The sequence below is a fragment of the Enterobacter sp. RHBSTW-00593 genome, assembly GCF_013784105.1.
Taxonomy (GTDB): Bacteria; Pseudomonadota; Gammaproteobacteria; order Enterobacterales; family Enterobacteriaceae; genus Enterobacter; species Enterobacter ludwigii.
Genome location: NZ_CP056393.1, coordinates 409,179 through 434,568, shown reverse-complemented (window position 1 = coordinate 434,568; position 25,390 = coordinate 409,179). Strand labels below are relative to the sequence as shown.

Sequence of the window (25,390 nt, the reverse complement as noted above, 5' to 3'; positions counted from 1 at the left end):
CCGGAGATGACTATCCTGAATACCGCTATCATCGGCGGCGGGGCGATTCATGGCTGCCATGTCAATGCCCTGCGCCAGATACCCAACGTCGCGCTGCGTGCGCTGGTCGACATCGACAGCGTTAAAGGACTGGCGCTGGCGAAAGACTATCAATGCCGTTTTTATCAGGATTACCGGGAAATGCTGCTGGATGATGCCATCGACGTGGTACACATCTGTACGCCCCATTTCGAGCATAAAGAGATGATTCTGGCGGCACTCGCCGCCGGGAAGCATGTTTTTTGCGAAAAACCGGTGGGCATGAACACCCGTGAACTCATTGATATCACCCGTGCCGCCGATCGGGCTCAGAGCCTGCTCGGCGTGTGCTATCAGAACCGACTCAACCCCACCAGCCAGCGTATTCGGCAGGAGTTAGGCCATGGACAGCTGGGGAAAATGCTCAGCATCAGGGCAGTACTCACATGGTCACGCGCGGGCGCTTACTACACGCAAAGCCCCTGGCGCGGTCGGCTGGCGACAGAAGGCGGGAGTCTGCTGATCAACCAGGCAATCCATACGCTCGACCTGATGCAGTGGTTCGGTGAAGGCGTGACGCGAGTGAAAGGCGTGGTGGATAGCGGTGAGCTGGCAGACGTGACCGAAGGCGAAGACAGCGCAATGGCCACGCTACACTTCGCCAACGGCGCCCGCGGCCTGTTTTATGCCAGCAATTGCCACACCACGGACGCCCCTCTCCTGCTGGAGATCCACTGTGAACACGGCTCGCTGCTGCTGAATGACAACACTCTCTGGCGCGTCACACCGGGTGAGCGGTTAAAACTGGCAAGCGATGATTCCCCCGACGGCACGGTAAAAAGCTACTGGGGGCTGGGTCATCAGCAGGCGATCCGCCGGTTTTATACTGCCGTTCATCATCCGGAAAACAGAGACTATATCGATATCCGTACCGCCGGAAAATCACTCACCCTTGTGGAGGCTATTTATCGGTCATCTCAAACAAGACAATGGATAAATATCAACAACCAGAACGTAATTTGAATTCCAGACGTTAATAAAAATACGCCCCGTAAAACGGGTTAATCATTACCCTACACTGGATATTATTATGGTCAAACCAACTGAACGTAGAGTTGGTTATGGCGTGGCGCTTGGCTACGGCATAACCGATCTGTTTGGCGGAGGCGCTTTCGCCATTATCGGCACCTGGCTGTTATTTTTTTACACGACCTATTGCGGGCTGTCTGTTATTGAAGCGGGCTCTATATTTGCTATCGCCCGCGTCATTGATGCGCTGTTAAGCCCGATCATGGGTTATATCACTGATAATTTTGCGGGTACCTGGCTCGGCCGTAAATTTGGCCGTCGCCGTTTCTTTTTATTACTGAGTTCCCCGTTAATGTTTTTGTATGCCCTGCTGTGGCTGACGGATATGGGGTACTGGTATTACCTGGGAACCTATCTCTCGATTGAACTGCTGTCGGCGATGGTGTTAGTGCCGTGGGAGACGCTGGCCGCAGAAATGACGAACCGCTATGAAGAGCGCAGCCGACTTTCAGGGGTGCGCATGATCTGCTCTCAGCTTGGGGGGTTCCTTGCCGTTTCCGTCCCCGGCGTCATTATGCAGTTCACCGGGAAAGACAATCCGTTTACCTATACGCTGACCGGACTGATATTTTCCTGCGTTTTTTGCCTTGCGGTGTTTATTACGTGGTACACCACATGGGAAGCGAAAGATGTGCATCAGGAGTCCGATTTTAAGATAGATAACCAGCGCAGCAGCGGGGTAGCCAATCATCTGAAATATCTGGTACTGGACCTCTTTTCGTCCTTTCGCATCCGCGCATTCCGCCTGCATATCATTATTTATATCTTCTCGTTTACTGCGATGGACGTCTTCGGCTCGGTCTTTACCTATTATGTTGTTTATTGTCTGAGCCAGGATGCGGCGGCCGTGTCGGGCTGGCTGAGCATTGCCGCCTTTGCCTCGGTACCAGGCACGTACGGATTTATGCTGCTTTTGAACCGGCTGAATATCACGCCGTCCGCCGCGCTGCGCCTCTCTTATGGCTGTATCTTCGCCGTGCTGGTATTCCTGTTTACGGTCTACCTCACCAAAACGCAGGTGCCAACGCTGCTGTTCTCGGGAGTCTTTATCCTGCTCGGTGCCGCCCGCTCTGGTCTTTATTACATCCCGTGGAATATCTACAGTTTCATCCCTGATATCGATGAGATTGTAACGCAGCAGCGCCGCGAAGGGATTTTTGCCGGGGTGATGGTATTGACCCGCAAAAGCACCGTGGCGATTGCCATTATGATCATCGGCCTGGTGCTGCAGGAGTCAGGGTTTGTGAAGGGCAGCGGCGCACAGCCTGAAAGCGCGCTGGGGGCCATTATCGGCCTGCTGATTTTCGCGACGGCGGCCCTTCTGGCCGTGAGCTTCTTTACGACCTATAAATTTAAACTGACCCGCGAGACGCACAAGCTGCTGCTGAAGGAGATTGCGCGCCGCAAGCTGGGCGGAGATTATCGCGACTGCGACGCCAACACCCGCGTGGTGATCAAACAGCTCACCGGCTATGAGTATGACCAGGTGTGGGGAGGGGATGCCACGCGCCGGGCGGCAGGAAACGCCAGTTTATCCGCCGTAAAATAGCCGTACGTACCGGGCAGCGCTTCGCTGTCCGGCCGGTTTTATGCCAAAATGTGACCTCTGGCAGATTTACACGCCTTTACGCTATACTACCCGCTGAAATAATCAGCTCAACGCTACGAGCTGACGTTCTATGTGTCTTCACACAAGTGTAATTAACTTCCCTTCCGAGGATCTGGCTGAAGCCGGATAAACTATGTTAAACAGTATTTTAGTGATACTTTGTCTCATTGCCGTCAGTGCATTTTTCTCGATATCCGAGATCTCGCTGGCCGCCTCCCGTAAAATCAAACTGAAACTGCTTGCTGACGAAGGCAACGTTAACGCATCACGCATACTCAAAATGCAGGAAAACCCGGGAATGTTTTTCACCGTGGTGCAGATTGGCCTTAACGCGGTCGCCATCCTGGGCGGTATCGTGGGGGATGCAGCATTTTCACCGGTGTTTCATGGCCTCTTCGCACGCTACTTTTCACCTGAACTCTCCGAGCAACTGAGTTTTATTCTCTCCTTCTCGCTGGTGACTGGCCTGTTCATCCTCTTCGCTGATCTGACCCCGAAACGCATCGGTATGATTGCGCCAGAAGCTGTGGCTTTGCGCATCATCAACCCGATGCGCTTCTGCCTGTTCCTGTTCCGTCCGCTGGTGTGGTTCTTCAACGGCCTGGCCAACAGCATTTTCCGCCTGTTTAAAATTCCGATGGTGCGAAAAGACGATATCACCTCTGATGATATCTATGCGGTCTTCGAAGCGGGTGCCCTGGCGGGCGTGCTGCGCAAGCAGGAGCACGAGTTGATTGAGAACGTGTTTGAGCTGGAATCCCGCACCGTACCGTCATCCATGACCGGACGTGAAAACGTGATTTGGTTCGACCTGCACGAAGACGAGCAGAGCCTGAAGCAAAAGGTGGCCGAGCACCCGCACTCCAAGTTCCTGGTCTGTAATGAAGATATCGACCACATCATCGGTTATGTGGACTCGAAAGACCTGCTGAACCGCGTGCTGGCCAACCAGAGCCTGGCGCTCAACAGCGGCGTTCAGATCCGCAATACTCTGATTGTTCCGGATACCCTCACCCTCTCTGAAGCGCTGGAAAGCTTCAAAACGGCCGGTGAAGATTTTGCCGTTATCATGAACGAATACGCGCTGGTGGTGGGCATCATCACCCTCAACGATGTGATGACCACGCTGATGGGCGACCTGGTTGGCCAGGGGCTGGAAGAGCAGATTGTTCAGCGTGACGAGAACTCATGGCTTATCGACGGCGGTACGCCGATTGATGATGTCATGCGCGTACTGGATATCGACGAGTTCCCGCAGTCTGGTAATTACGAGACCATTGGCGGCTTTATGATGTTTATGCTGCGAAAAATCCCGAAACGTACCGACTCGGTGAAGTTCTCTGGCTACAAGTTTGAAGTGGTGGATATTGATAACTACCGCATCGACCAGCTGCTGGTGACCCGTATCGATAATAAACCGACCGTGCTGGTGCCGCGGATGCCTGACGCAGAAGAGAAAGTGTCGGCGTAAGGTCCATAAACATCAACGGCTCCCATCGGGAGCCGTTTTTTTATCAACTGCGTTTTTAACTACTGCATAGCACGTTGGTTAAGCCATCTCAGTTTGCAGACGCATAACCTGACGGTTGACTTCAGACATCACAGACAGGTGCTGCTTGTCCTTCACTTTTGGGATAAGGATCTTGCCCTTATCAAACTCAAAAGCGCCAACATCCTTGATATACAACCGTCCACGGAACAGGATCTTCACGTACTTCGCCACCTGAAGCGGGTTGTAGCGTTGGAAAATTTTCATTCTTGTATCTCCTGCGAATCATACGCTCTTGCGGTGCCACAATCGGCCCGACTGTCCTGAGCGCAAATTTTGTTGCCCAAAGACTATAGACCAGAACTACGGTGTTACCCAGTATGCATAAGTTTATTTACCGTTTGATTACAATTATTCAGAATAATCTTTGCAAAGCTTCACTCAGGGCAGTATAAGCCGTCGTTTTTTCATGGATATGTGCGTTCACCCGCAAACTGGCATCGGGATTGCGGGAAAACCACATTGATCGCACTTATGATTAAAAGCGTATGACCAAGTGGTCGGATCACCTGCAAACAATAAGGAAACACCATGACCCTACGTACTATCCTTGCAGCAGCCTGCCTGCTTCTGCCCCTGTGGGCTAGCGCTCACGCGATTGAAAAAGGACAACGAGTACCACCAGTCGGCATTGCTGACCGGGGAGAATTGATTCTCGACAATGATAAGTTTAGCTACAAAGCGTGGAATAGCGCGCAGCTCGCAGGCAAAGTGAGAGTTGTACAACATATTGCCGGTCGTACATCCGCAAAAGAGAAAAATGCCAACCTGGTGGAAGCGATCAAGGCCGCAAAATTCCCACACGACCGCTACCAGACCACCACGATTGTTAATACTGACGATGCCATTCCTGGCTCCGGAATGTTTGTGCGTTCAAGCCTTGAGAGCAATAAAAAACTCTATCCGTGGTCGCAGTTTATTGTCGACAGCAACGGCGTGACGCGTAAGGCGTGGCAGCTGGAGGAAGAGAGCTCCGCAATCATCGTGCTGGATAAAGATGGCCGCGTGCAGTGGGTGAAAGACGGGGCACTAACCCAGGAAGAGGTGCAGCAGGTTGTCGCCCTGCTGCACAAACTGCTGGCTCAATAAATAGAGACGCGGAAGCCGGGGTTAAGGAAGGATTCGCGCGGGGTGTAGTCCAGCGGCTTACCCTGCCAGTCATGAACATGTGCCCCGGCGGCCGTGGCGACCGCATGCCCTGCCGCGGTATCCCAGACGTTCGTTGGCCCAAAGCGAGGGTAGAGCTGGGCATGACCTTCCGCCACCAGACAGAATTTCAGTGATGAACCAATCGAGGTCGTCTGGTGTTCACCCAGCTGTTGCAGATATTCCTGCAGTTCGCTGTCGCTGTGTGACCGGCTGATCACCACCAGCGGTGGACGCGCATCGCGCACCTGAATCTGCTTACGCACGCCGCACTCTTCCTTCCACGCCTTACCGTCTGCAGCGCTGTACATGACCTTCATCACCGGCGCGTATACCACCCCAAGCACCGCTTTGCCTTTTTCAATCAGCGCGATGTTGACGGTGAACTCACCGTTACGCTTGATAAACTCTTTGGTGCCGTCGAGGGGGTCCACCAGCCAGTAACGCTGCCAGTGCTGACGCTCGTCCCAGCTCTGCGGCGCTTCTTCTGACAGGACCGGGATATCCGGCGTTAAGGCCTGCAGTCCTTGCAGGATCACCTTGTGAGCCGCGATATCCGCCGCGGTGACCGGAGAGTCATCTGCCTTGCTGACGACCTCCATCGGTTTTGCACCGTCATACACCTGCATGATGGCATCTCCCGCATCCCGTGCGAGCTGACAAATCTTATCTAACATTCTCCACCTCTTTGTTAACGCAGTGGGGTTAACTCTTTGTTTTAGTTATATCGTAATGGGAACAATTCCGCTATCTGTGAAGCAATTCTGGTTTCATGGCGCTTTTTTCTGTCAGGATTCACATTTATGTAAGCAACACGCTATAGATACATATTCTTTTGTGGCCTGGATCGAAAAAAGGACTCCTCTGATGATTAAGTTTAGCGCAACGCTCCTGGCGACGCTGATTGCAGTGAGCGTACAGGCGGCGACGGTAGACCTGCGAATTCTGGAAACTACCGACCTGCACAGCAACATGATGGACTTCGATTACTACAAAGATACCCCGACGGAAAAATTCGGACTGGTACGCACGGCAAGTTTGATCGCTGCCGCCCGCAATGAAGTTAAAAACAGCGTGCTGGTCGACAACGGCGATCTCATTCAGGGTAGCCCGCTCGGGGACTATATGGCGGCGAAGGGGCTGAAGAAAGGCGAGATCCACCCGGTATATAAAGCGATGAACACCCTGGACTATACCGTCGGCAACCTGGGTAACCACGAATTTAACTACGGCCTGAAGTACCTGCACGATGCGCTTGCTGGCGCGAAATTCCCGTACGTTAACGCCAATATCATCGACGTTAAGACGCAGAAGCCGCTCTTTACCCCCTATCTGATTAAAGAGACCGAGGTTGTCGATCAGGACGGTAAAAAACAGACGCTTAAAATCGGCTATATCGGCTTTGTACCGCCGCAAATCATGACCTGGGATAAAGCCAACCTCGACGGTAAAGTGACCGTTAACGATATTACCGAAACTGCGCGCAAATACGTGCCGGAAATGCGCGAAAAAGGCGCAGATCTGGTTGTGGTGGTTGCGCACTCGGGACTCTCCGCCGATCCGTATCAGGCCATGGCGGAAAACTCCGTTTATTATCTGAGTGAAGTCCCGGGCGTCGATGCGATTCTGTTCGGCCACGCCCACGCGGTCTTCCCGGGTAAAGATTTCGCCAGCATCAAAGGGGCGGATATCGAAAAAGGCACACTCAATGGCGTGCCGTCGGTGATGCCGGGCATGTGGGGCGACCACCTTGGTGTGGTGGATCTGGTCCTCAATAACGACGGCGGCGACTGGAAGGTCACTCAGTCAAAAGCAGAGGCGCGCCCGATTTACGACGCTGCGGCTAAAAAATCACTCGCCGCCGAAGATAAAAAACTGGTCGACGTGCTGAAGCACGATCACGACGCCACCCGCGACTTCGTCAGCAAGCCGATCGGTAAATCCGCCGATAACATGTACAGCTACCTGGCGCTGGTGCAGGATGACCCGACTGTCCAGGTGGTTAACATGGCGCAAAAAGCCTATGTCGAACACGTTATTCAGGGCGACCCGGACCTGGCAAAACTGCCGGTGCTGTCGGCCGCGGCACCGTTCAAAGTGGGCGGGCGTAAGAATGACCCGGCAAGCTACGTTGAAGTCGAAAAGGGCCAGTTGACCTTCCGTAACGCCGCCGATCTCTATCTCTATCCGAACACCCTGGTGGTAGTGAAAGCGACGGGTAAAGAGGTGAAGGAATGGCTGGAGTGCTCCGCCGGGCAGTTTAACCAGATTGATCCGCACAGCAGCAAGCCGCAGTCGCTGATTAACTGGGACGGGTTCCGGACCTATAACTTTGACGTGATTGACGGCGTGGAGTATCAGATTGATGTTACCCAGCCTGCAAAATATGACGGCGAATGCCAGGTCATTAACCCGCAGGCCGAGCGCATCAAAAACCTGACCTTTAAGGGCAAAGCCATCGACCCGAATGCCACTTTCCTGGTGGTAACCAATAACTACCGCGCCTACGGCGGCAAGTTTGCCGGCACGGGAGATAGCCATATTGCCTTTGCCTCACCGGACGAGAACCGCTCGGTGCTGGCGGCGTGGATCAGCGCGGAGTCCAAAAAAGCGGGGGGCATTCATCCGGCAGTGGACAACAACTGGCGCTTGGCCCCCATTCACAGCGACACGCCGCTGGACATCCGTTTTGAAACTTCACCGTCCGATAAAGCGGCGGCGTTTATTAACGATAACGCCCACTATCCGATGAAGAAAGTTGCAACGGATGATATTGGCTTCGCCATTTATCAGGTGGATTTAAGCAAGTAACGCGGTGTGTGCCGGGTAGCGGCTTCGCCTTACCCGGCCTGCCTTTACGCCGCGCGTTCTTCCCGGTTCGCCATCACCTGCGGCGTATGCACTTCTATCCAGTCCGCCAGCGCGGCCACTTTCTCACTCACCTCTGTCCCTAACGGCGTCAGGCTATACTCAACGTGCGGTGGTACAACCGGATACGAGACGCGATTAACAAACCCGTCCTGTTCCAGCGCCTGTAGCGACTGGGCCAGCATCTTTTCGCTGACGCCCCCCATTTTTCGGCGCAGGTCGCTGAAACGGTGGGTTCCCTGCCGCAGGGCCACCAGAATCAGCACGCCCCAGCGGCTGGTGACATGTTTGAGAACCTCTCTGGAAGGACACTGTTCCGCGAAGAGGTTGCCATCGCGCATTTGTTCGCTGAGTGTCGGTATCGTTGTTTTCATACTTACCTTTATGTACGTACTTACTAAAAGTTAGCTATGGTGCTAGTGTGCCACAACACCAGACAAACACGAAGAGGATTCATCATGATCGCAATTACCGGCGCAACCGGCCAGCTTGGCCAGCTCGTTATCGAACAGCTGTTAAACACCGTATCGGCAAACCAGATTGTGGCGATTGTCCGCAATCCGGCAAAAGCTGAAGCCCTGAGCCAGCAGGGCATTACCGTTCGTCAGGGGGATTACGCTGACGAAAGCACAATGACCTCCGCGCTTAAGGGCATAGATAAGCTGCTGCTGATCTCCTCCAGCGAAGTGGGTCAGCGCGCCACCCAACATCAGAACGTCATTAATGCTGCCAAAGCCGCTGGCGTGAAATTCATCGCCTATACCAGCCTGCTGCATGCGGATAAATCGCCGCTGGGTCTGCACGTTGAACACGTCGCGACGGAGAAGGCGCTGGCAGAGTCCGGCATCCCTTACGCCCTGCTGCGTAACGGCTGGTACACTGAAAACTATCTGGCGAGCGCACCGCCCGCGCTGGAGCACGGCGTATTTATTGGCGCGGCCGGTGAAGGCAAAATCGCCTCTGCCACCCGTGCGGATTACGCGGCTGCCGCGGCAAAAGTCATCTCCGGGGACGGCCATGCAGGCAACGTATACGAGCTGGCCGGCGATCACGCCTGGACGCTGAGTGAACTGGCGGCCGAACTCAGCAAACAGAGCGGCAAAAACGTGACGTATCAGAACATGAGCGAGGCGGATTTTGCCGCTGCGCTGAAGGGCGTTGGCCTGCCTGCCGGGCTGGCGGATATGCTGGCGGACTCCGATGTGGGCGCGTCTAAAGGCGGTCTGTTTGACGACAGCCATACGCTGAGCAAACTGATCGGGCGTCCAACCACACCGCTTTCAGAGAGCATTAAAGCCATCCTGTAAATGTTGCAAAATGGTTATTTTTTGTAGCATCCCCTCGGGTCATCTCTGATAATGGAGAGATGATCCATGAGGAGGTTCACCGTGCAGGGCGTACCGGAACAGTTCATTGATGAGAGAGACAGCGCGCGCTTTCGCCATCTGGCGCATTTGCCGGGCCTGGAGCTTTATCACGCGCATATTTCTGACTACGCCTTTGAGCCTCATACGCATGAAGCCTTCGGCATCGGCACCATTGAAACCGGTGCCGAACGCTTTCGCTATCGCGGTACTCAGCATCTCGCGGCGGAAAAATCCGTCGTGACCATGAATCCGGACGAGATCCACACCGGGGAATCGGCGACGGATGGCGGCTGGCGCTACCGGATGGTTTACATTGAACCCGATCTGCTGGAAGAGGTAACCGGCCTTCGCCACTGGTGGTTTAGCGACGTAACCCGCCATGACCCGCTGCGCTCACAGCAAATCGGCAGGCTTATCTATGGCCTGTGGCATACGGACGACCCGCTGGCGCAAAAAGGCTTGCTGCTGGATCTGATCGAGACCTTCCAGCCGTTAGCCCGCCACGCGCCGGTTACCCGGGAAGGTGCACACCGGTTCGAACGGGTTCGTGAGTATATGCACGACAACTACATGCACGCCCTGACGCTGGACGAGCTGGCCAACGTGCTCTCACTCAGCCCCTACCATTTTCAGCGCCAGTTCAAGGCGCATTTCCATGTCACTCCGCATCAGATGCTGATGGCTATCCGCCTGTGGCGCGCCAAAGCGTTTCTCACGCGCGGCATGCCCGCCGCCGAAGTCGCCGCCGCGACCGGGCTGACCGATCAGTCCCATTTGACTCGCGCCTTTACCCGCCGCTATGGCATTACCCCCGTGCGCTACCAGAAACAGGTCGTTAAGCGCTGATGCGCAACCTCATACAATACGCGCGCCTTTCCCCCTCCTACACTGAACGCAGAATAAACCGATGTGGATGGAAAAATGATTAGTGGTGTGTTGTATGCCCTGCTTGCGGGTCTGATGTGGGGACTGATCTTTGTCGGCCCGCTGATCGTGCCGGAGTACCCGGCAATACTGCAGTCGACCGGACGTTATCTGGCACTGGGGCTTATTGCTCTCCCGCTGGCGTGGCTCGGTCGTGCACGTTTGCGTCAGCTCGGCCGACAGGACTGGTTCACCGCGCTGGCGCTGACCATGATGGGCAACCTTATCTATTATGTTTGCCTGGCGAGCGCCATTCAGCGAACCGGGGCACCGGTATCTACCATGATTATCGGCACGCTGCCTGTGGTGATCCCGGTCTTCGCTAACCTGCTTTACAGCCACCGCGACGGGAAACTGGCGTGGTCAAAAATGGTACCAGCGTTGGTGTGTACCGCCGTGGGGCTGGTCTGCGTCAACATTGCCGAGCTGCAGCATGGGCTGGAGGACTTCTCGCTGTTGCGTTACGGTTCTGGCATCCTGCTGGCATTCGTTTCCGTGGTGTGTTGGGCGTGGTATGCCCTGCGCAATGCGCGCTGGCTGCGGGAAAACCCGGATAAACACCCGATGATGTGGGCGACGGCTCAGGCGTTGGTCACGCTCCCGGTTTCGCTTATGGGCTATGTGGGGGCCTGTCTCTGGTTAGGCCACCAGCAACCGGATTTCGCTCAACCGTTCGGGCCGAGACCGTGGGTCTTTGTCGGGCTGATGCTGGCGATTGCGGTGCTCTGCTCGTGGGTGGGCGCGCTGTGCTGGAATATCGCCAGCCAGAAGCTGCCGACGGTGATTTTAGGGCCGTTGATTGTATTCGAAACGCTGGCCGGGCTGCTTTACACCTTCCTGATGCGCCAGAGCGTACCGCCGCTGTTAACTGCCTGCGGGATTATATTGCTGGTCGTTGGGGTCGTGATGGCGGTGAGAGCAAAGCCGGAAAAACCGATGGTCGTTCCGGCTTCAGAGAGTTAAAACGTTTCCCAGTTCGCTTCAGACGTCGCAGCGACAGGTTTAGCCGCTGGAGTGTAGCTTTTCACCGGCGCGGCGTTGACCACCTGGTTGCGGGTAATTTTAAACACCGCCACCGCTTCGTTCAGGCGTGCCGCCTGATCTTCCAGCGCGGCCGCCGCTGCCGCAGACTCCTCTACCAGCGAGGCGTTCTGCTGGGTCACGCGATCCATCTCGGCCACCGCCTGACCTACCTGATCGATACCGCGGCTCTGCTCGTCAGAGGCAGAGGCAATCTCGCCCATGATGTCGGTCACGCGGGTGACCGCATTCACGATCTCTGCCATCGTCGCCCCGGCTTCGTTTACCAGCTGTGAGCCGGCATTCACGCGCTCGCCGGAATCATCGATCAGCGCTTTAATCTCTTTTGCCGCCTGAGCGCTACGCTGGGCCAGGGTACGCACCTCACCTGCGACCACCGCAAAGCCACGGCCCTGCTCGCCTGCACGCGCGGCTTCCACCGCCGCGTTCAGCGCCAGGATGTTGGTCTGGAAGGCAATGCCGTCGATTACGTTGGTAATTTGCGCAATTTTGCTGGAACTGGTCGCAATGTCGTCCATGGTGCGCACCACACCCTCCACCACGTTACCGCCCTTCTTCGCGGTTGAGGAGGCATCGAGCGCCAGACGGGAAGCCTGACGTGCGTTATCGGCGTTTTGTTTTACCGTAGCGGTCAGTTGTTCCATGCTGGCAGCCGTCTCTTCCAGAGAGGCAGCCTGCTGCTCGGTACGGGAAGAGAGGTCGTTGCTGCCCGCAGAGATTTCCCCTGCACCGGTGTAAATGGTGTCTGCACCTTCACGCACCACGCCCACCGTGTTTGCCAGCGAGGTTTGCATCTCCTGAACGTTGCGCGCCAGGATTGCCATTTCATTCTTACCCTCTGCCTGAATCGGCTGGGTCAAATCCCCTGCGGCAATGGCGCGGATATGGCCAATCACATCCTGCAGCGGCAGCAGCAGAACGCGGCGCATCGCAATCCAGCTGGAGACGATCACAGCAATCACCAGCAGCATGACCGCAGAGAGGATCCACAGGATACGTTTATAATCGTTTTCGTTGTCTTTAATCCCTCTGTCCGTGAGGACGGCCTGCGCTTCACGCCATTCACGGTACACGTTCTGCATCGCGGTCTGTTTCTGCTCCGCATTCTGCTTGAACATATCTTCCAGATTGCCCTGGCCCAGCAGGACGTTCATTTGCGTCAGCGTGGCGGAGTAAATGCGGTACTGCTCTTCCAGACGGTTAGCCAGATTCTCGTCCAGACCCGGAGTATTAGGCAAAGCGTAGTATTTATCGTAATGGGACTGTGCATCCGCCAGCAGGTTCTTCGCCGTGTTCACCAGTTCATTCAACTGGCCGCCGTTAATCTGAGACGCCATGCTGCTTTGCAGACGCAGCATGCCGCGGTTCAGGGTTACGCGGGCCTGGTTGAGGCTGATCCATGCATCGGTAAACTCGGCGACATTCTGGCTTGAGAGCTGCGAGACGGTGAAGTTATCTTTGTCGTTATTCAGCGCGTTGATAAAAATGCCGGCGGAAATGACTTGCATGATGCCGAGCACAAGCAGCACCGAAATAAGAAGGGTAATGACTTTTATACGTTTAAACATGCGTTGCCTTTTTTATATGCAGGTTTGTCTGACGTGGATATATCGGCAGGCACGGCGAGTTGTTTACTGTTTCCCCACGTTAAAAAACTTTCTAAAGTAATTTCCTGCATTCATTCAGCAAGTTAAAAGTCATTATTTTTTTGTGATCTAGCTCTCACTTTGCCCCTTCCCTCTAAAGGGTTATAGCATCGCCTTAAAGATGCATTTAAAATGCAATTTATATTATTGATGACGAGGTAACTGCTATGGCCTTCCGCGACCAACCCCTTGGCGAGCTGGCGCTCTCCATCCCGCGCGCGTCCGCGCTGTTTCGTAAATACGATATGGATTACTGCTGTGGCGGTAAGCAAACCCTGGCACGTGCCGCCTCGCGTAAAGAGCTGGATGTGGGGCTCATTGAAGCGGAGCTGGCGCAACTGGCTGAGCAGCCTATTGAGAAAGACTGGCGCACTGCAGCCCTTGCCGACATCATCGACCATATCATCGTGCGTTTTCACGACCGTCACCGTGAACAGCTGCCTGAACTGATCCTGCAGGCGACAAAAGTGGAGCGCGTTCACGCCGACAAACCTTCCGTACCACGCGGTCTGGCGAAATACCTGACCCTGCTTCACGAAGAGCTTTCCAGCCACATGATGAAAGAGGAGCAAATCCTCTTCCCGATGATCAAACAGGGTATGGGCAGCCAGGCGATGGGGCCCATCAGCGTCATGGAAAGCGAACATGATGATGCAGGCGAACTGCTGGAAGTGATTAAACACACTACCCATAACGTTACACCGCCACCAGAGGCGTGCACCACGTGGAAAGCGATGTACAACGGCATTAACGAGATGATCGACGACCTGATGGAGCACATCAGTCTTGAGAACAACGTCCTGTTCCCGCGTGCCCTCGCAGGTGAATAAAAAAAGGCGCCCGAGAGCGCCTTCCTGAGGTTATCATTCGGCCACAGCATCTGTGGCCTTTTTTATTAACGCATGCCTGCCATACGTTTCTTACCGATAAATAGCCATCCCAGCCCCAGCGCGATGAACCACAGCGGCGTGACGATTAACGCCTGACGGGTATCGTCTTCCAGCGTCAGCAGAACCAGCACGAAGACGAAGAACGCCATGCACACCCAGCACATCAGCTTGCCCAGCGGCATTTTGTAGATCGATTTTTCATGCAGGTGCGGACGCTGTTTGCGGTACACCAGGTAAGAACACAGGATGATGGTCCAGACGAACATGAACAGGATCGCAGAGACCGTGGTGATCATGGTAAACGCACCGATCACACTCGGGTTCACGTAGAGCATCACCACACCGCCCAGCAGGCAGATACAGGAGAAGGTCAGCCCTTTCGCCGGCACCGCACGCTTAGACAGTTTGGCAAACGCGCGTGGCGCAACCCCTTCCTGTGCCAGACCAAACAGCATACGGCTGGTAGAGAACACCCCACTGTTGGCTGAAGAGGCCGCGGAGGTCAGCACCACGAAGTTAATCAGGCTTGCGGCCGCAGGCAGTCCAACCAGTACAAACAACTCAACGAACGGGCTCTTGGTCGGTACAACGGAGCTCCACGGTGTCACGGACATGATGATAATCAGCGCGAACACGTAGAACATAATGATACGAATCGGGATGGAGTTAATCGCGCGCGGCAGGGATTTCTCCGGATCTTTAGTTTCCGCCGCCGTGGTACCGACCAGCTCAATCCCCACAAAGGCAAACACCGCAATCTGGAAACCGGCAAAGAAGCCGCTGATGCCTTTCGGGAACCAGCCGCCGTCATTCCACAGATGCGCGAACGAAGCCTGAACGCCGGTTGGAGACTGGAAGTGCGTCAGTACCATCACCAGGCCGACAACAATCAGGGCGATAATCGCCACGATTTTGATCATCGCAAACCAGAACTCCATCTCACCGAACATTTTAACGGTGGCGAGGTTAAGGCTCAGCAGCAGAACAATCACCGCCAGCGAGGCCACCCAGTCCGATAACCCCGGGAACCAGAACTGCGCGTAGGCCGTGATGGCGACCACATCCGCCATGCCGGTCACCACCCAGCAGAACCAGTAGGTCCAGCCGGTGAAGTAGCCCGCCCAGGGGCCAAGCAGGTCGGAAGCGAAATCGCTAAAGGATTTGTATTCGAGGTTCGAGAGCAGCAATTCACCCATTGCACGCATCACGAAGAAGAGCATAAAACCGATGATCATATAAACGAAAATGATCGACGGCCCGGCAAGACTGATGGTTTTACCTGACCCCATAAACAGCCCGGTACCGATGGCACCCCCGATGGCAATGAGCTGAATATGACGGTTTGTGAGATTGCGCCGTAGCGACTGTTCAGACGACGCCTCTTCGTCGGCGACGACTTTAACCTGATCTACCATGTGATATTTTCCTGTTTATGCCTGTCTGTGTTGTTAAGGCTCTTCTGGCCTTTAAATACGTCAAAAAAATAACGGTCCCCATGAAAGGACTCATCGATATTAGGTAAGAATCGGCGGGATGAATACTATGATTTGGATATTATGTTAATAATATGTTTAAAGTGAGTGTCATATCACTCATACAACGCGAAACAGCTCACAAAAATACACGCAACAGTTTCGTTTGCAAGATAAAATGTTGATTCCGTCGTAACTATAGGTTTTATCACTATATTCCTCTCCCCCGAAGGAGAGAGGAAATAAGAAAAGCTGATTACAGAATTTCCAGCAGCTCGACTTCAAACACCAGGGTGCTGAATGGCGGGATGGACGCACCAGCGCCACGCTCGCCGTACGCCAGGTTGTGCGGGATAGTCAGTTCCCATTTGGAACCCACTGGCATCAGGGTCAGCGCTTCGATCCAGCCCGCGATAACGCCGTTAACCGGGAATTCAGCCGGTTCGCCACGTGCTACAGAGCTGTCGAACACCGTACCGTCGATCAGTTTACCGGTGTAGTGCACGCGAACGTGGTCAGTACGCGCCGGGATTGCGCCGTCGCCCTGGTTGATCACGCGGAACTGCAGGCCAGACTCGGTGCTGTTCACGCCTTCACGCTCACGGTTCTCTTCAAGATATTTCACGCCTTCTGCAGCCATCTCTTCGAAACGCGCGCGACGCACGGCGTCAGCACGTTCGTGGATTTCACGCAGCGCACGGTGCACAACATCAACCGGAACCGCCGGGTTGTTGCCTTCCAGCGCATCAGCGATACCCGCCACCAGCGCTTCGGGTAACAGACCTTCCAGGCCGGATTCGCTCAGCTGCTGTCCTACCTGCAAGCCGATACCGTAACTTGCCTGCGCTTCGATAGTGTCAAAAGTCGGGGTGGTCATGGGTTTTCCTTCCATCACATTTAAAGTAGCGGGCAGCATATCAGCCATGCCCTTATGGGTAAAACTTTGTCTGAAGTTAAGGTGACAAACCGCGACGAAACAGAAACAATAGAGAGAACCAGGATTAATCCCGAACGAATGTCACGGATGTCGGGTTTGCTACGCCGTTCAGGCAGTTAGCAAACTATACTTCGGAGCACAGGATAAAAAAGACGCGGAGCAGGAGGAGAGCCATGCCCGGGCGATTTGAACTGAAACCTACCCTGGCGAAAATCTGGCAGGCGCCGGACAATTTTCGCATCATGGACCCGCTGCCGCCTCTGCATCGCAGAGGGATCATCATTGGCGCGCTGATGGTGATCGTGGGCTTCCTGCTTCCTTCCGGTGGCGATGACGCCGACACCGCGACGGTGACCCGCAATGCCCAGCTGGATATTCAGTCGCAAACGCGACCGCAGCCGGACACCCAGCCTGTGCAGACGCAACTGGTCACCCCGTCGAACGATCCGGGACAGGTTGCGCCTGTTGAACCGGAACCCATTCAGGATGAACAGGAACAGGCAGCGGCCCCGGCAGAGCCACAGGCTCAGCAGCCAACCGGCATTGAGCAGCAGTGGCGTTCCTATCGCGTAGAGCCGGGTAAAACCCTTGCGCAGCTGTTCCGCGACCACAATCTGCCGCCAACCGATGTGTATGCCATGGCGCAGGTGGAAGGCGCGGGCAAGCCGCTCAGTAATTTGCAGAACGGCCAGCTGGTGCAGATACGTCAGAATGCCAGCGGTGTCGTCACCGGGCTCACGATTGATACGGGAAATGGCCAGCAGGTGCTGTTTACCCGCCAGCCTGACGGCAGTTTTATCAGAGCACGTTAATGTTCCGGCCGGGTAAGGCGAGCCAGCCCCCCGGCAATGCCCTTCTTAGTGACTCCGCTTATTGACCCACCAGATCCCCGAGCAGACCAGCACCAGCGCAATCGCATATTTGATGTCCAGAATGTTTTCACCGAGGAAAATGGCGGACAGCACCGTCCCGGCAACGGGGATCACAAAGTTGAACGGGGCAATCATACTTACGCGGTTCACTTTCAGCAGCGCGCTCCAGAGGGCGAACGCTACCGAAGAGAGTAACGTCAGATACCCCAGCACCGCGACGGCCGTCATGCTATGCACTTCCAGCGTCCCTCCCGTGAGATAGCCACCCGCCACCAGCGCCGCGCCGCCGATAGCCAGCTGCCAGCCGGTCATTACTGTCGGGTCGACGGTCTGGGAGATGCGTTTTCCGTAAAGCGTGGCGGCAGAAAGGATAAAGGCTGCCAGCACCACAAACCCGTCTCCCTTCCAGACGAAGCTGAATTCGCTTAACCCGCCGTGGAAGTTAACCAGCATCACTCCGGCAAAGCCCAAAATACAGCCAAGCGTTTTGTTATAGCTGAGCTTGTCGTTGTGGTAGATGAAATGCGCCAGCAGCACGCTGAAGAAAGTGCCGGTGGCGTTCATGATCGAGCCGTTCACGCCTGTCGTGTAGGCCAGTCCGATATAAAAGAAGGTGTACTGAATGCTCGTCTGCGTCAGCCCCAGGACGGTCAATTGCCCAAACTGCCCGGGCGTGAACCTGCCGATGGGCTTACGCTGTGCTAATGCAAAGAGAAGCAGCAGCACACCCGCAAACAGAAAACGGTAACCGGCGAACACGACCTTTGAGGGAATATCATCGGTGGCAATCTGGAAGAGTTCATAGCCGCTTTTTATGGCCGGGTAAGAGCTACCCCAAAGCAGACAGCAGAGCGTGGCGCAGGCATAGGCCACCTTTCGACGGGCAAATACGGGCGTGGGCAGAGCGGTTTCCATGTCGAATCTCATAAATAAAATTGCGTTTCATTTTATTATCAGAGAATGCGCCAGGAATAGCGACCCTACAAGCACTAAAGCGCGAGTCTGGTCCCTTAAAAAAGCAAAACGCCGGCACAAGGCCGGCGCTTCGACGTGAGCAGAGTAAAATTACTCAGCTACAACGTTAACAACCAGTTTAGCGAACACTTCGCTGTGAACCTGGAAGTCCACTTCGTGCTCACCAGTGGTACGCAGAACACCGTTCGGCAGACGAACTTCGCTCTTAGCCACTTTAACGCCAGCTGCAGTTACTGCATCAGCGATATCGCGGGTACCGATGGAACCGAACAGTTTACCTTCGTCGCCAGCTTTGGAAACGATGGTAACAGTGCCCAGTGCGTTGATTGACTCAGCGCGAGCATTAGCAGCCGCCAGAACGTCAGCCAGTTTGGCTTCCAGTTCAGCGCGACGTGCTTCGAAAAACTCTACGTTTTTCTTGGTAGCTGGAACAGCTTTACCCTGTGGAACCAGGAAGTTACGAGCGTAGCCCGCTTTAACGTTTACCTGATCACCCAGGCTGCCCAGGTTTGCTACTTTATCAAGCAGAATAACTTGCATTACCTTATCCTCTTAAAGTCGTATTAATGGACCGTGCCCGATTACTGATGACGATCAGTGTACGGCAGCAGGGACAGGTAGCGAGCGCGTTTGATAGCGCGAGCCAGCTGACGCTGGTATTTTGCACGAGTACCGGTGATACGGCTTGGGACAATCTTACCGCTTTCGGTGATGTAGTTTTTCAGCGTTGCGATATCTTTATAGTCGATCTCTTGAACGCCTTCCGCGGTGAAACGGCAGAACTTGCGACGACGGAAATAACGTGCCATATGGCTAGTCTCCAGAATCTATCAAATCAATCTGCTCGGCATGCAGAACCATTTTGCTCAGGCCGTTCTTTGCCTTGTGGCAAGAAATGAACCCCTGAACGATTACTGCGCTACCGACCGTTATACTGTGAGTAATGGCCTGGTTTTCGTGTCCGCTAATAATAACGGGCATTTGGCACCACGCCTGCCGGTGAAAGCCGGCTTCCTCTTGCACAGAACGATGCTCAAGCACGAACTGGCAATGCGGAATTCCTGATGGACTGACCTTACGAAGGGGGGTCCTGCACACGGTACCGGACAACACCAGACGGTTGGTCATCAGAAATTACTCTTCAGAATCCCCAGCATCAGAATCATCTGCGGTTTCGTTTGCGAAATCATCGCGACGCTCACGGCGCTCGTCTTTCGCTTTAACCATCGGAGATGCTTCGGTCACTGCGTTTTTGGTACGCATAACCATGCTGCGGATAACGGCATCGTTGAAGCGGAAGGTAGTTTCCAGCTCATCGATCACTTCCTGCGGCGCTTCAACGTTCATCAGAACGTAGTGTGCTTTGTGCAGTTTGTTAATCGGGTAAGCCAGCTGACGGCGGCCCCAGTCTTCCAGACGGTGGATCGTACCTTCTGCACCAGTGATGGCAGCAGAGTAGCGCTCGATCATGCCCGGAACCTGTTCGCTCTGGTCAGGATGGACCATAAAAACGATTTCGTAATGACGCATCGAATTGCTCCTTACGGATTATTCAGCCTCCTGTCTGGGTCAGCCGAGGCCCGGGGAGGCAAGGAACGTGTTAAAGGTCGGCTGAAAAATTGACGCGTCATAATACTTGCGCGCCCCTGGAAACTCAAGCTGATTGCACAAATAATTCGCACAAAGCGTAAAGCTGGTCTAAGTGGGTGATTTAAAATTAATCACATCAGGAAGCGTTGTTTTTTTGAACAACAGCATCAGAAATGGTCACGCATCCCCGCCGGATAAGTGATTACACTTTAATCAGAGACCTTATTTATAAAAGGAGAGCAACATCCCCTTTCACAGCACGCAGTCGTGGAGCGCATATCATGAAAAAAATCGCATTTGCCGTAATGGCTGCACTTTTGCTCAGTGCAAACGCGATGGCAGCCATCAAGATAGACGGCCGGCAGGCCCAAAACATGGATGATGTGCAGAGCTTAGGCGTAATCTACATCAATCATAATTTCGCCACTGAAAGTGAAGCAGATCAGGCACTCAATCAAGAGACCGATGCTCAGGGTGCACAATATTATCACGTCATACTGATGCGTGAGCCCGGCAGCAACGGCAATATGCACGCCAGTGCAGATATCTACCGATAACGCTTTAACGCTAGCACCAGGAAAGCCAACAAAGAGAACATAGCCATAGTTTAACTTGCCCCCTGCCCGGGGGCTTTTTTTTGCTAATGGCTCTGAAATACCACCGGTTACAACTGTTTTTCGGTATTCCAGAGCACTTATTCACTTCTGCCCGTAATAGGCGTTGGGCCCATGTTTACGCATGAAATGTTTATTCATAAGGTAATCATCAATGCCCTGAAGCTGCGGATTGATGCCGCGGGCGATCCACGCCATTCGCGCCACTTCCTCCATCACCACCGCGTTATGCACGGCATCGTGAGCGTCTTTTCCCCACGAGAATGGACCGTGCTGATACACCACAATACCCGGCGTATGCAGCGGCTCACGCTCAGCCAGCGTGTCGATAATGACGCGACCGGTGTTGAGTTCATACTCCCCTTCCACTTCGGCCTGCGTTAATGCCCGCGTGCAGGGAATATCGCCAAAGAAGTAGTCTGCATGCGTGGTGCCAAGAGCCGGAATGGGCAGCCCTGCCTGCGCCCAGGCCGTGGCATGAGTCGAGTGTGTATGCACAACGCCGCCCAGGGAGGGATAACGCTGATACAGTGCCAGATGGGTGGCGGTATCAGAAGAAGGACGCCACTTTCCGTCAACCACGTTGCCATGAAGATCCACAACCACCATGTCGTCGGCGGTCATGGACTCATAGGGCACACCGCTGGGCTTAATCACGACCCGCCCCTGCTCACGGTCGATGGCGCTGACGTTACCCCAGGTAAACGTCACCAGACCGTAGCGAGGTAGATCCATATTGGCCTCAAAGACCTGCTGCTTAAGCTTATGCATGCTCAGCCTCCATCAACCCAGCCCGCGCCATACGTTCACGGACCCAGTCCCGCGCCTTCGCCACTTCGGCTGCCGGGTCGTCCGACGTTTCACTCCACATCTCAATCAGGTAAGGCCCGCAATACCCTGTCTGTTTGAGCGTCTGGAAGCACCGTTCGAAATCCACCACCCCGGTGCCGAACGGAACATTTTTGAATACACCAGGCCGGGTATCTTTGACATGAACCGCCACGATATGACCAATACCCGCCTGCAGTTCCATCTGCACGTCGTTATCCCAGGCTGACAGATTGCCGATATCAGGGTAGAGCTGGAACCACGGATTATTCAGGTAGTGCGCGTAACCCAGCGCCTTGCTGATGGAGTTCATTAACGGATAATCCATGATCTCCATCGCCAGCGTCACCTGAGCACGGCTGGCCATGTCGACGCTCTCTTTCAGGCCGTCACGAAAACGACGGCGCGTTTCATTATTGGCGTCCTGATAGTAAACGTCATACCCCGCCAGCTGGATCACACGGATGCCGACATCCTGGGCAAAGCGAATGGCTTTACGCATGATCTCCAGCCCCTGAGCACGCACAGCATCATCTTCACTGCCAAGCGGAAAACGACGATGGGCGCTGAGGCACAGGGAAGGCACACGTACCCCCGTTTCAGCAATGGCGCTAACCAGTGCCAGACGCTGTTCGCGGCTCCAGTCCAGGCGAGACAGGCGTTCGTCCGTCTCATCCACTGACATTTCAACAAAATCGAAGCCGAGTTGTTTCGCCAGTTGCAGCCGCTCCAGCCAGCACTCCCCCGCAGGGAGTGCCTTTTCATAGATGCCGAGCGGGACTTGTTTAGACAACATACCCGCTCCTTAGCCCCAAAGCTGAGCGATTGAGCGTTTGAACTGACGCGCGGCTTCTACCGGAGAGGCGGCATCACGGATGCTACGGCCTGCGATAAAGACATGAATTGGGATACCTTTGAACAGCGGCAGATCTTCCAGCGCCAGGCCTCCGGTCACGGTCACTTTGAAGCCCATATCGGCCAGACGCTTAATCGCGCTGATATCCGCTTCCCCCCACGCTACCCCAGCGGCCTGCGCATCACGGCTGCGGTGATAAACCACCTGTTGAATGCCCGCGTCACGCCACTCCTGCGCCTGCTCCCAGGTCCAGAACCCGGTCAGCTCAATCTGCACATCACCGTTGAACTCTTTTGCCACATCCAGCGCACCTTTAGCCGTGTTGATATCCGCACAGCAAATAACGGTGACCCAGTCGGCATTGGCTTCAAAACACATACGGGAAAGAATTTTGCCCGCATCGGCAATCTTGGCATCCGCCAGCACGATTTTATGCGGATACAGCGCCTTCAGGTCGCGGACGGCGCGAACGCCTTCGCCCACGCATAGAATGGTACCGACTTCAATGATGTCCACTTCTTCCGCAATCAGGCGGGTGGTTTCGTAAGCGTGAGACAGCGTCTGGTTATCCAGCGCGACCTGCAACATTGGTAATGACATTTTCAATTCCCTCTTAAACTGCCGCCGCAGTGGCGTTATCAATTAAATCCAGCACATCCTGCTCGGTGCGGCAGGCGCGTAAACGGTCGAAGTTGGCCTCATCATCAAACAGATTAACGATCTGCATAATGCCCACCTCCTGGTGAGTGTTGGCATCAACAGCCGCCATGGTGATGAGGATGTCGACCGGGTCGTTATCTTCGTGGTTGAAAGCCAGTGGTGTTTTCAGCGTAACCAGCGCAAAGCCGGTTTTTTTAACGCCCTCTTCCGGGCGGCCATGCGGCATCGCCAGCCCTGGTGCAATCACGAAGTAAGGGCCGTGCTCTGCAACACCATCCAGAATGGCCTGGTAATAACGCGGCTCGACAACATCGGCTTTTACCAGCAGATCTACGCTAAGTTTCACCGCTTCCTGCCAGGTGCTGGCGTCGGCCTGTAAAAGGATGGAGCTATTCTCTGCCAGCGAATCACGTAGTTTCATGTTGCGTCCTTACTTCACATCCTGTGGGAAATGCGCGTTGATCACTTCCAGCAGCTTTGGCCCAAAGTCGGCTGGCGACAGCATGTTGCGCACGCCTACCACATATTTGTTGCCTGTCACGGTGATCTCACCGGCGATGTGGGTAGAGGCGATGATGATGTCCGCGCCGTTCAGTTCACTTTTGTATTCGCCCACTGCGCAGCTGTTCACCGTGTGGTCGATGTTTGACTGGGTTAAAAACTGGTCCACTTTCATCTTCATGATCATGGAACTCCCTTGCCCATTGCCACACACAGCCAGGATACGTACGGTCATAATCGAAACTCCTTAATGAGCAGAAACTTCTGCTGTTTGTTTTTCTGCATCTTCTTCAGCCCGCAGAGAGCGACCAGCGAAGAACATATAAGCCAGAGCAATGAGGATGATGACGGCCATAAAGATCAGACCAACGGAGGCGAAGCCCTGCATCATCGGTGGTGCCAGAATTGACCAGTCGGCCATGCCCATCCAGGCGCTCATACCGGTGAGCTTGACCGCCCACACACACCCGAAGATTTCCACCATCCCCATCACCAGGCAGATCTTGAGCGCCGCGCGCCAGCCACCAAAGTGGTTCGCAAAGACGCCAATGGTGGCGTTGGAGAAGAACATCGGGATAAAGCCAGGAATGATCAGAATGGAAGAGCCGCAGCCCACCAGGATACCCACCGCAATCAGCTGGCCGATGGTGCCCCACATAAAGCCCCAGACCACCGCGTTTGGCGCGAAGCTGTAGATAGCCGCGCAGTCAATCGCCAGTACCGCACCTGGAATCAGACGCTGAGAGATACCGTTGAAGGCTTCGGACAGCTCGGCAACGAACATACGCACGCCCTGGGTGATAATGAAAATCGCCACCGCGAAGGAGAAACCGGTCTGCAGGATATAGACAGTCCAGTGGGTTTTACCCGCCATCGCCTGCACGACGTCAATGCCAAAGGAGAGCAGAATGGCACCGAAGAAGAGGGTCATCACAATCGCCGTAGAGACGATATTGTCGTGGAAAATATTCAACCAGCCCGGCAGTTTAAGATCTTCGACGCTCTCTTCCTTTTTGCCCAGATACGGCGCGACTTTATAGGCAATCCAGGAGGCAAACTGCTGCTGGTGGCCGATGGAGAAGCCGCAACCGTCGGTGACGTCCTGCGTGGGCTTGTACATCATGTTGGAGGTGATACCCCAGTAGAGCGAGACCAGCACCGCGGTGCAGATAATGGTCGTCCACATTGGGTAGCCAAAGATAAAGAAGGAAACCGCAATCAGCCCTGCCTGCTGGAACATGATATGGCCAGTCAGCATGATGGTGCGAATACCGGTAATGCGGCGCAACAGAACGTAAATGATGTTCAGCGCCAGCGCGAGCAGGACCGCATACCCTACCCAGCTGTAGGCATCGCCCATGCGATCGATGGTGGCCATCATCGAGGCGTAGGTGTCAGAGATAGCGCCGTTGATGCCATAGACTTCCGACATTTTGGCCACCACCGGCTTGAAGGTGCCGGTCAAAATGCCTGAACCCGCCTGCAACAGCATGAAACCGATGATGGTTTTAATGGTGCCTTTAATAATAACGCTGACGCTTTTACGCAGCAGGATATAGCCAAGGCACGTCACGATGCCCAACAACAGCGGGGCATTAGTCATTACCTGATTAAAGAACACGGTAAAGACGTTGTAGAGGATCTCCATAACTCTCTCCAGAAATGAGAACACGAGGGGCAATCCCTGTGCGGTTGGTGACAACACTCTATTAATCACAAATAATCATCACAAGATTAAATCTGATTATTTGTGACGCATCACGCAAATTATTTCCCTGGTGTTAGTAATGATTTTCACTTCGGCATGCCACGTAGAATTATTTCCATATAATTCATGCAATTAATGATTAATACGGTAAAAGATAACAAGAAGCGAGAAGAGCGTCCGTGACGTCAGGCAGATAAAATTACACATTTTGATCGTTGCAATGCGCGTGA

General features: G+C 54.4%; 28 protein-coding genes. 11 read left to right on the top strand and 17 right to left on the bottom strand.

Features of this window, described 5'->3' with window-relative positions:
* The first annotated feature begins 6 nt into the window (after nt 1–6).
* From HV242_RS02065 to HV242_RS02055, 3 genes are all read left to right on the top strand, one after another.
* The gene (locus tag HV242_RS02065) at nt 7–1,041 is read left to right on the top strand and encodes a Gfo/Idh/MocA family protein (protein ID WP_050737591.1); all 1,035 of its coding nucleotides are present in this window, start codon (nt 7–9) and stop codon (nt 1,039–1,041) included.
* 67 nt (nt 1,042–1,108) lie between these two features.
* Nucleotides 1,109–2,656, top strand: a complete 1,548-nt coding sequence (locus HV242_RS02060; protein ID WP_014168350.1) for an MFS transporter — start codon at nt 1,109–1,111, stop codon at nt 2,654–2,656.
* 193 nt (nt 2,657–2,849) lie between these two features.
* Nucleotides 2,850–4,187: a polyamine export protein PaeA gene (locus tag HV242_RS02055; RefSeq protein ID WP_014168349.1), complete on the top strand. Its 1,338-nt coding sequence runs from the start codon at nt 2,850–2,852 to the stop codon at nt 4,185–4,187.
* Nucleotides 4,188–4,265: 78 nt separating this feature from the next.
* On the opposite strand, the gene HV242_RS02050 is transcribed toward HV242_RS02055, so the two are convergent.
* A complete protein-coding gene (locus tag HV242_RS02050) occupies nt 4,266–4,472 on the bottom strand; it encodes a DUF1107 domain-containing protein (RefSeq protein ID WP_003856054.1) in 207 nt (68 codons plus the stop codon).
* 324 nt (nt 4,473–4,796) lie between these two features.
* On the opposite strand from HV242_RS02050, the gene HV242_RS02045 reads away from it, so the two are divergent.
* Complete coding sequence (locus tag HV242_RS02045; RefSeq protein WP_014168347.1) at nt 4,797–5,354, top strand: YtfJ family protein; 558 nt, start codon at nt 4,797–4,799, stop codon at nt 5,352–5,354.
* On the opposite strand, the gene cysQ is transcribed toward HV242_RS02045, so the two are convergent.
* Entirely contained in the window at nt 5,348–6,088 is a 741-nt protein-coding gene (gene cysQ, locus HV242_RS02040; protein WP_014168346.1) for a 3'(2'),5'-bisphosphate nucleotidase CysQ, read from the bottom strand. The two genes, HV242_RS02045 and cysQ, sit on opposite strands and share 7 nt — an antisense overlap.
* Before the next feature lie 190 nt (nt 6,089–6,278).
* On the opposite strand from cysQ, the gene HV242_RS02035 reads away from it, so the two are divergent.
* Entirely contained in the window at nt 6,279–8,222 is a 1,944-nt protein-coding gene (locus HV242_RS02035) for a bifunctional 2',3'-cyclic-nucleotide 2'-phosphodiesterase/3'-nucleotidase (RefSeq protein WP_050737592.1), read from the top strand.
* 44 nt (nt 8,223–8,266) lie between these two features.
* On the opposite strand, the gene HV242_RS02030 is transcribed toward HV242_RS02035, so the two are convergent.
* On the bottom strand, nt 8,267–8,653 hold the full coding sequence (locus tag HV242_RS02030) for a winged helix-turn-helix transcriptional regulator (RefSeq protein WP_014168344.1): 387 nt from the start codon (nt 8,651–8,653) through the stop codon (nt 8,267–8,269).
* An 84-nt stretch (nt 8,654–8,737) separates the two neighbouring features.
* Between HV242_RS02030 and HV242_RS02025 the strand changes: the two genes are divergently transcribed.
* The 3 genes from HV242_RS02025 (at nt 8,738) to HV242_RS02015 (ending at nt 11,533) form a co-directional block, all read left to right on the top strand.
* The gene (locus HV242_RS02025) at nt 8,738–9,586 is read left to right on the top strand and encodes an SDR family oxidoreductase (protein WP_050737593.1); all 849 of its coding nucleotides are present in this window, start codon (nt 8,738–8,740) and stop codon (nt 9,584–9,586) included.
* An 81-nt stretch (nt 9,587–9,667) separates the two neighbouring features.
* On the top strand, nt 9,668–10,492 hold the full coding sequence (locus HV242_RS02020) for an AraC family transcriptional regulator (RefSeq protein WP_050737594.1): 825 nt from the start codon (nt 9,668–9,670) through the stop codon (nt 10,490–10,492).
* 75 nt (nt 10,493–10,567) lie between these two features.
* Nucleotides 10,568–11,533 (top strand): DMT family transporter, encoded by a 966-nt coding sequence (locus HV242_RS02015; protein ID WP_050737595.1) that lies wholly within the window; start codon nt 10,568–10,570, stop codon nt 11,531–11,533.
* On the opposite strand, the gene HV242_RS02010 is transcribed toward HV242_RS02015, so the two are convergent.
* Nucleotides 11,530–13,179: a methyl-accepting chemotaxis protein gene (locus HV242_RS02010; protein ID WP_025205815.1), complete on the bottom strand. Its 1,650-nt coding sequence runs from the start codon at nt 13,177–13,179 to the stop codon at nt 11,530–11,532. The genes HV242_RS02015 and HV242_RS02010 overlap by 4 nt on opposite strands.
* A gap of 245 nt (nt 13,180–13,424) precedes the next feature.
* On the opposite strand from HV242_RS02010, the gene ytfE reads away from it, so the two are divergent.
* Nucleotides 13,425–14,087, top strand: coding sequence for an iron-sulfur cluster repair protein YtfE (gene ytfE, locus HV242_RS02005; protein ID WP_014168339.1), 663 nt, complete (start codon nt 13,425–13,427; stop codon nt 14,085–14,087).
* A gap of 65 nt (nt 14,088–14,152) precedes the next feature.
* On the opposite strand, the gene cycA is transcribed toward ytfE, so the two are convergent.
* Both cycA and fklB read right to left on the bottom strand, forming a co-directional pair.
* Nucleotides 14,153–15,562 carry a D-serine/D-alanine/glycine transporter gene (cycA, locus tag HV242_RS02000; protein WP_014168338.1) on the bottom strand — a complete coding sequence of 470 codons (1,410 nt, stop codon included), beginning with the start codon at nt 15,560–15,562 and terminating at the stop codon, nt 14,153–14,155.
* 313 nt (nt 15,563–15,875) lie between these two features.
* Nucleotides 15,876–16,496, bottom strand: coding sequence for an FKBP-type peptidyl-prolyl cis-trans isomerase (gene fklB, locus HV242_RS01995; protein ID WP_025205816.1), 621 nt, complete (start codon nt 16,494–16,496; stop codon nt 15,876–15,878).
* 233 nt (nt 16,497–16,729) lie between these two features.
* On the opposite strand from fklB, the gene HV242_RS01990 reads away from it, so the two are divergent.
* The gene (locus HV242_RS01990; RefSeq protein ID WP_050737596.1) at nt 16,730–17,368 is read left to right on the top strand and encodes an OapA family protein; all 639 of its coding nucleotides are present in this window, start codon (nt 16,730–16,732) and stop codon (nt 17,366–17,368) included.
* 45 nt (nt 17,369–17,413) lie between these two features.
* Here the strand turns inward: HV242_RS01990 and HV242_RS01985 are convergent, their stop codons facing one another.
* The 5 genes from HV242_RS01985 to rpsF all read right to left on the bottom strand — a co-directional run bounded on the left by HV242_RS01985 (nt 17,414) and on the right by rpsF (nt 19,933).
* The gene (locus HV242_RS01985) at nt 17,414–18,343 is read right to left on the bottom strand and encodes a DMT family transporter (protein WP_025205818.1); all 930 of its coding nucleotides are present in this window, start codon (nt 18,341–18,343) and stop codon (nt 17,414–17,416) included.
* Between the two features lie 150 nt (nt 18,344–18,493).
* Nucleotides 18,494–18,943, bottom strand: a complete 450-nt coding sequence (gene rplI / locus HV242_RS01980; protein ID WP_014168334.1) for a 50S ribosomal protein L9 — start codon at nt 18,941–18,943, stop codon at nt 18,494–18,496.
* Nucleotides 18,944–18,984: 41 nt separating this feature from the next.
* On the bottom strand, nt 18,985–19,212 hold the full coding sequence (rpsR, locus tag HV242_RS01975; protein ID WP_000135199.1) for a 30S ribosomal protein S18: 228 nt from the start codon (nt 19,210–19,212) through the stop codon (nt 18,985–18,987).
* Nucleotides 19,213–19,216: 4 nt separating this feature from the next.
* Complete coding sequence (gene priB, locus HV242_RS01970) at nt 19,217–19,531, bottom strand: primosomal replication protein N (protein WP_014068638.1); 315 nt, start codon at nt 19,529–19,531, stop codon at nt 19,217–19,219.
* 6 nt (nt 19,532–19,537) lie between these two features.
* The gene (gene rpsF, locus HV242_RS01965) at nt 19,538–19,933 is read right to left on the bottom strand and encodes a 30S ribosomal protein S6 (protein ID WP_014068637.1); all 396 of its coding nucleotides are present in this window, start codon (nt 19,931–19,933) and stop codon (nt 19,538–19,540) included.
* Between the two features lie 341 nt (nt 19,934–20,274).
* Between rpsF and yjfY the strand changes: the two genes are divergently transcribed.
* A complete protein-coding gene (gene yjfY, locus HV242_RS01960; RefSeq protein WP_025206244.1) occupies nt 20,275–20,550 on the top strand; it encodes a DUF1471 family protein YjfY in 276 nt (91 codons plus the stop codon).
* Nucleotides 20,551–20,691: 141 nt separating this feature from the next.
* On the opposite strand, the gene HV242_RS01955 is transcribed toward yjfY, so the two are convergent.
* The 6 genes from HV242_RS01955 to ulaA are packed head-to-tail and all read right to left on the bottom strand — an operon-like array spanning nt 20,692 to nt 25,100.
* Nucleotides 20,692–21,378 carry an L-ribulose-5-phosphate 4-epimerase gene (locus HV242_RS01955; protein WP_032679424.1) on the bottom strand — a complete coding sequence of 229 codons (687 nt, stop codon included), beginning with the start codon at nt 21,376–21,378 and terminating at the stop codon, nt 20,692–20,694.
* Entirely contained in the window at nt 21,371–22,231 is an 861-nt protein-coding gene (locus HV242_RS01950; RefSeq protein WP_014168332.1) for an L-ribulose-5-phosphate 3-epimerase, read from the bottom strand. Before HV242_RS01950 ends, HV242_RS01955 begins: the two co-directional genes overlap by 8 nt.
* Nucleotides 22,232–22,240: 9 nt before the next feature.
* The gene (gene ulaD, locus HV242_RS01945) at nt 22,241–22,891 is read right to left on the bottom strand and encodes a 3-keto-L-gulonate-6-phosphate decarboxylase UlaD (protein ID WP_008502901.1); all 651 of its coding nucleotides are present in this window, start codon (nt 22,889–22,891) and stop codon (nt 22,241–22,243) included.
* 13 nt (nt 22,892–22,904) lie between these two features.
* Nucleotides 22,905–23,372 (bottom strand): PTS ascorbate transporter subunit IIA, encoded by a 468-nt coding sequence (gene ulaC, locus HV242_RS01940; RefSeq protein ID WP_014168330.1) that lies wholly within the window; start codon nt 23,370–23,372, stop codon nt 22,905–22,907.
* Between the two features lie 9 nt (nt 23,373–23,381).
* A complete protein-coding gene (ulaB, locus tag HV242_RS01935; protein WP_014168329.1) occupies nt 23,382–23,687 on the bottom strand; it encodes a PTS ascorbate transporter subunit IIB in 306 nt (101 codons plus the stop codon).
* 12 nt (nt 23,688–23,699) lie between these two features.
* On the bottom strand, nt 23,700–25,100 hold the full coding sequence (gene ulaA, locus HV242_RS01930; protein WP_025206247.1) for a PTS ascorbate transporter subunit IIC: 1,401 nt from the start codon (nt 25,098–25,100) through the stop codon (nt 23,700–23,702).
* Nucleotides 25,101–25,390: the final 290 nt, after the last annotated feature.

Bases quoted from the DNA above. Each gene is read 5' to 3' on its own strand.
- HV242_RS02065 (WP_050737591.1), top strand. From the start codon at position 7: ATGACTATCCTGAATACCGCTATCATCGGCGGCGGGGCGATTCATGGC.
- HV242_RS02060 (WP_014168350.1), top strand. From the start codon at position 1,109: ATGGTCAAACCAACTGAACGTAGAGTTGGTTATGGCGTGGCGCTTGGC.
- HV242_RS02055 (WP_014168349.1), top strand. From the start codon at position 2,850: ATGTTAAACAGTATTTTAGTGATACTTTGTCTCATTGCCGTCAGTGCA.
- HV242_RS02050 (WP_003856054.1), bottom strand. From the start codon at position 4,472: ATGAAAATTTTCCAACGCTACAACCCGCTTCAGGTGGCGAAGTACGTG.
- HV242_RS02045 (WP_014168347.1), top strand. From the start codon at position 4,797: ATGACCCTACGTACTATCCTTGCAGCAGCCTGCCTGCTTCTGCCCCTG.
- cysQ (WP_014168346.1), bottom strand. From the start codon at position 6,088: ATGTTAGATAAGATTTGTCAGCTCGCACGGGATGCGGGAGATGCCATC.
- HV242_RS02035 (WP_050737592.1), top strand. From the start codon at position 6,279: ATGATTAAGTTTAGCGCAACGCTCCTGGCGACGCTGATTGCAGTGAGC.
- HV242_RS02030 (WP_014168344.1), bottom strand. From the start codon at position 8,653: ATGAAAACAACGATACCGACACTCAGCGAACAAATGCGCGATGGCAAC.
- HV242_RS02025 (WP_050737593.1), top strand. From the start codon at position 8,738: ATGATCGCAATTACCGGCGCAACCGGCCAGCTTGGCCAGCTCGTTATC.
- HV242_RS02015 (WP_050737595.1), top strand. From the start codon at position 10,568: ATGATTAGTGGTGTGTTGTATGCCCTGCTTGCGGGTCTGATGTGGGGA.
- HV242_RS02010 (WP_025205815.1), bottom strand. From the start codon at position 13,179: ATGTTTAAACGTATAAAAGTCATTACCCTTCTTATTTCGGTGCTGCTT.
- ytfE (WP_014168339.1), top strand. From the start codon at position 13,425: ATGGCCTTCCGCGACCAACCCCTTGGCGAGCTGGCGCTCTCCATCCCG.
- cycA (WP_014168338.1), bottom strand. From the start codon at position 15,562: ATGGTAGATCAGGTTAAAGTCGTCGCCGACGAAGAGGCGTCGTCTGAA.
- fklB (WP_025205816.1), bottom strand. From the start codon at position 16,496: ATGACCACCCCGACTTTTGACACTATCGAAGCGCAGGCAAGTTACGGT.
- HV242_RS01990 (WP_050737596.1), top strand. From the start codon at position 16,730: ATGCCCGGGCGATTTGAACTGAAACCTACCCTGGCGAAAATCTGGCAG.
- HV242_RS01985 (WP_025205818.1), bottom strand. From the start codon at position 18,343: ATGGAAACCGCTCTGCCCACGCCCGTATTTGCCCGTCGAAAGGTGGCC.
- rplI (WP_014168334.1), bottom strand. From the start codon at position 18,943: ATGCAAGTTATTCTGCTTGATAAAGTAGCAAACCTGGGCAGCCTGGGT.
- rpsR (WP_000135199.1), bottom strand. From the start codon at position 19,212: ATGGCACGTTATTTCCGTCGTCGCAAGTTCTGCCGTTTCACCGCGGAA.
- priB (WP_014068638.1), bottom strand. From the start codon at position 19,531: ATGACCAACCGTCTGGTGTTGTCCGGTACCGTGTGCAGGACCCCCCTT.
- rpsF (WP_014068637.1), bottom strand. From the start codon at position 19,933: ATGCGTCATTACGAAATCGTTTTTATGGTCCATCCTGACCAGAGCGAA.
- yjfY (WP_025206244.1), top strand. From the start codon at position 20,275: ATGAAAAAAATCGCATTTGCCGTAATGGCTGCACTTTTGCTCAGTGCA.
- HV242_RS01955 (WP_032679424.1), bottom strand. From the start codon at position 21,378: ATGCATAAGCTTAAGCAGCAGGTCTTTGAGGCCAATATGGATCTACCT.
- HV242_RS01950 (WP_014168332.1), bottom strand. From the start codon at position 22,231: ATGTTGTCTAAACAAGTCCCGCTCGGCATCTATGAAAAGGCACTCCCT.
- ulaD (WP_008502901.1), bottom strand. From the start codon at position 22,891: ATGTCATTACCAATGTTGCAGGTCGCGCTGGATAACCAGACGCTGTCT.
- ulaC (WP_014168330.1), bottom strand. From the start codon at position 23,372: ATGAAACTACGTGATTCGCTGGCAGAGAATAGCTCCATCCTTTTACAG.
- ulaB (WP_014168329.1), bottom strand. From the start codon at position 23,687: ATGACCGTACGTATCCTGGCTGTGTGTGGCAATGGGCAAGGGAGTTCC.
- ulaA (WP_025206247.1), bottom strand. From the start codon at position 25,100: ATGGAGATCCTCTACAACGTCTTTACCGTGTTCTTTAATCAGGTAATG.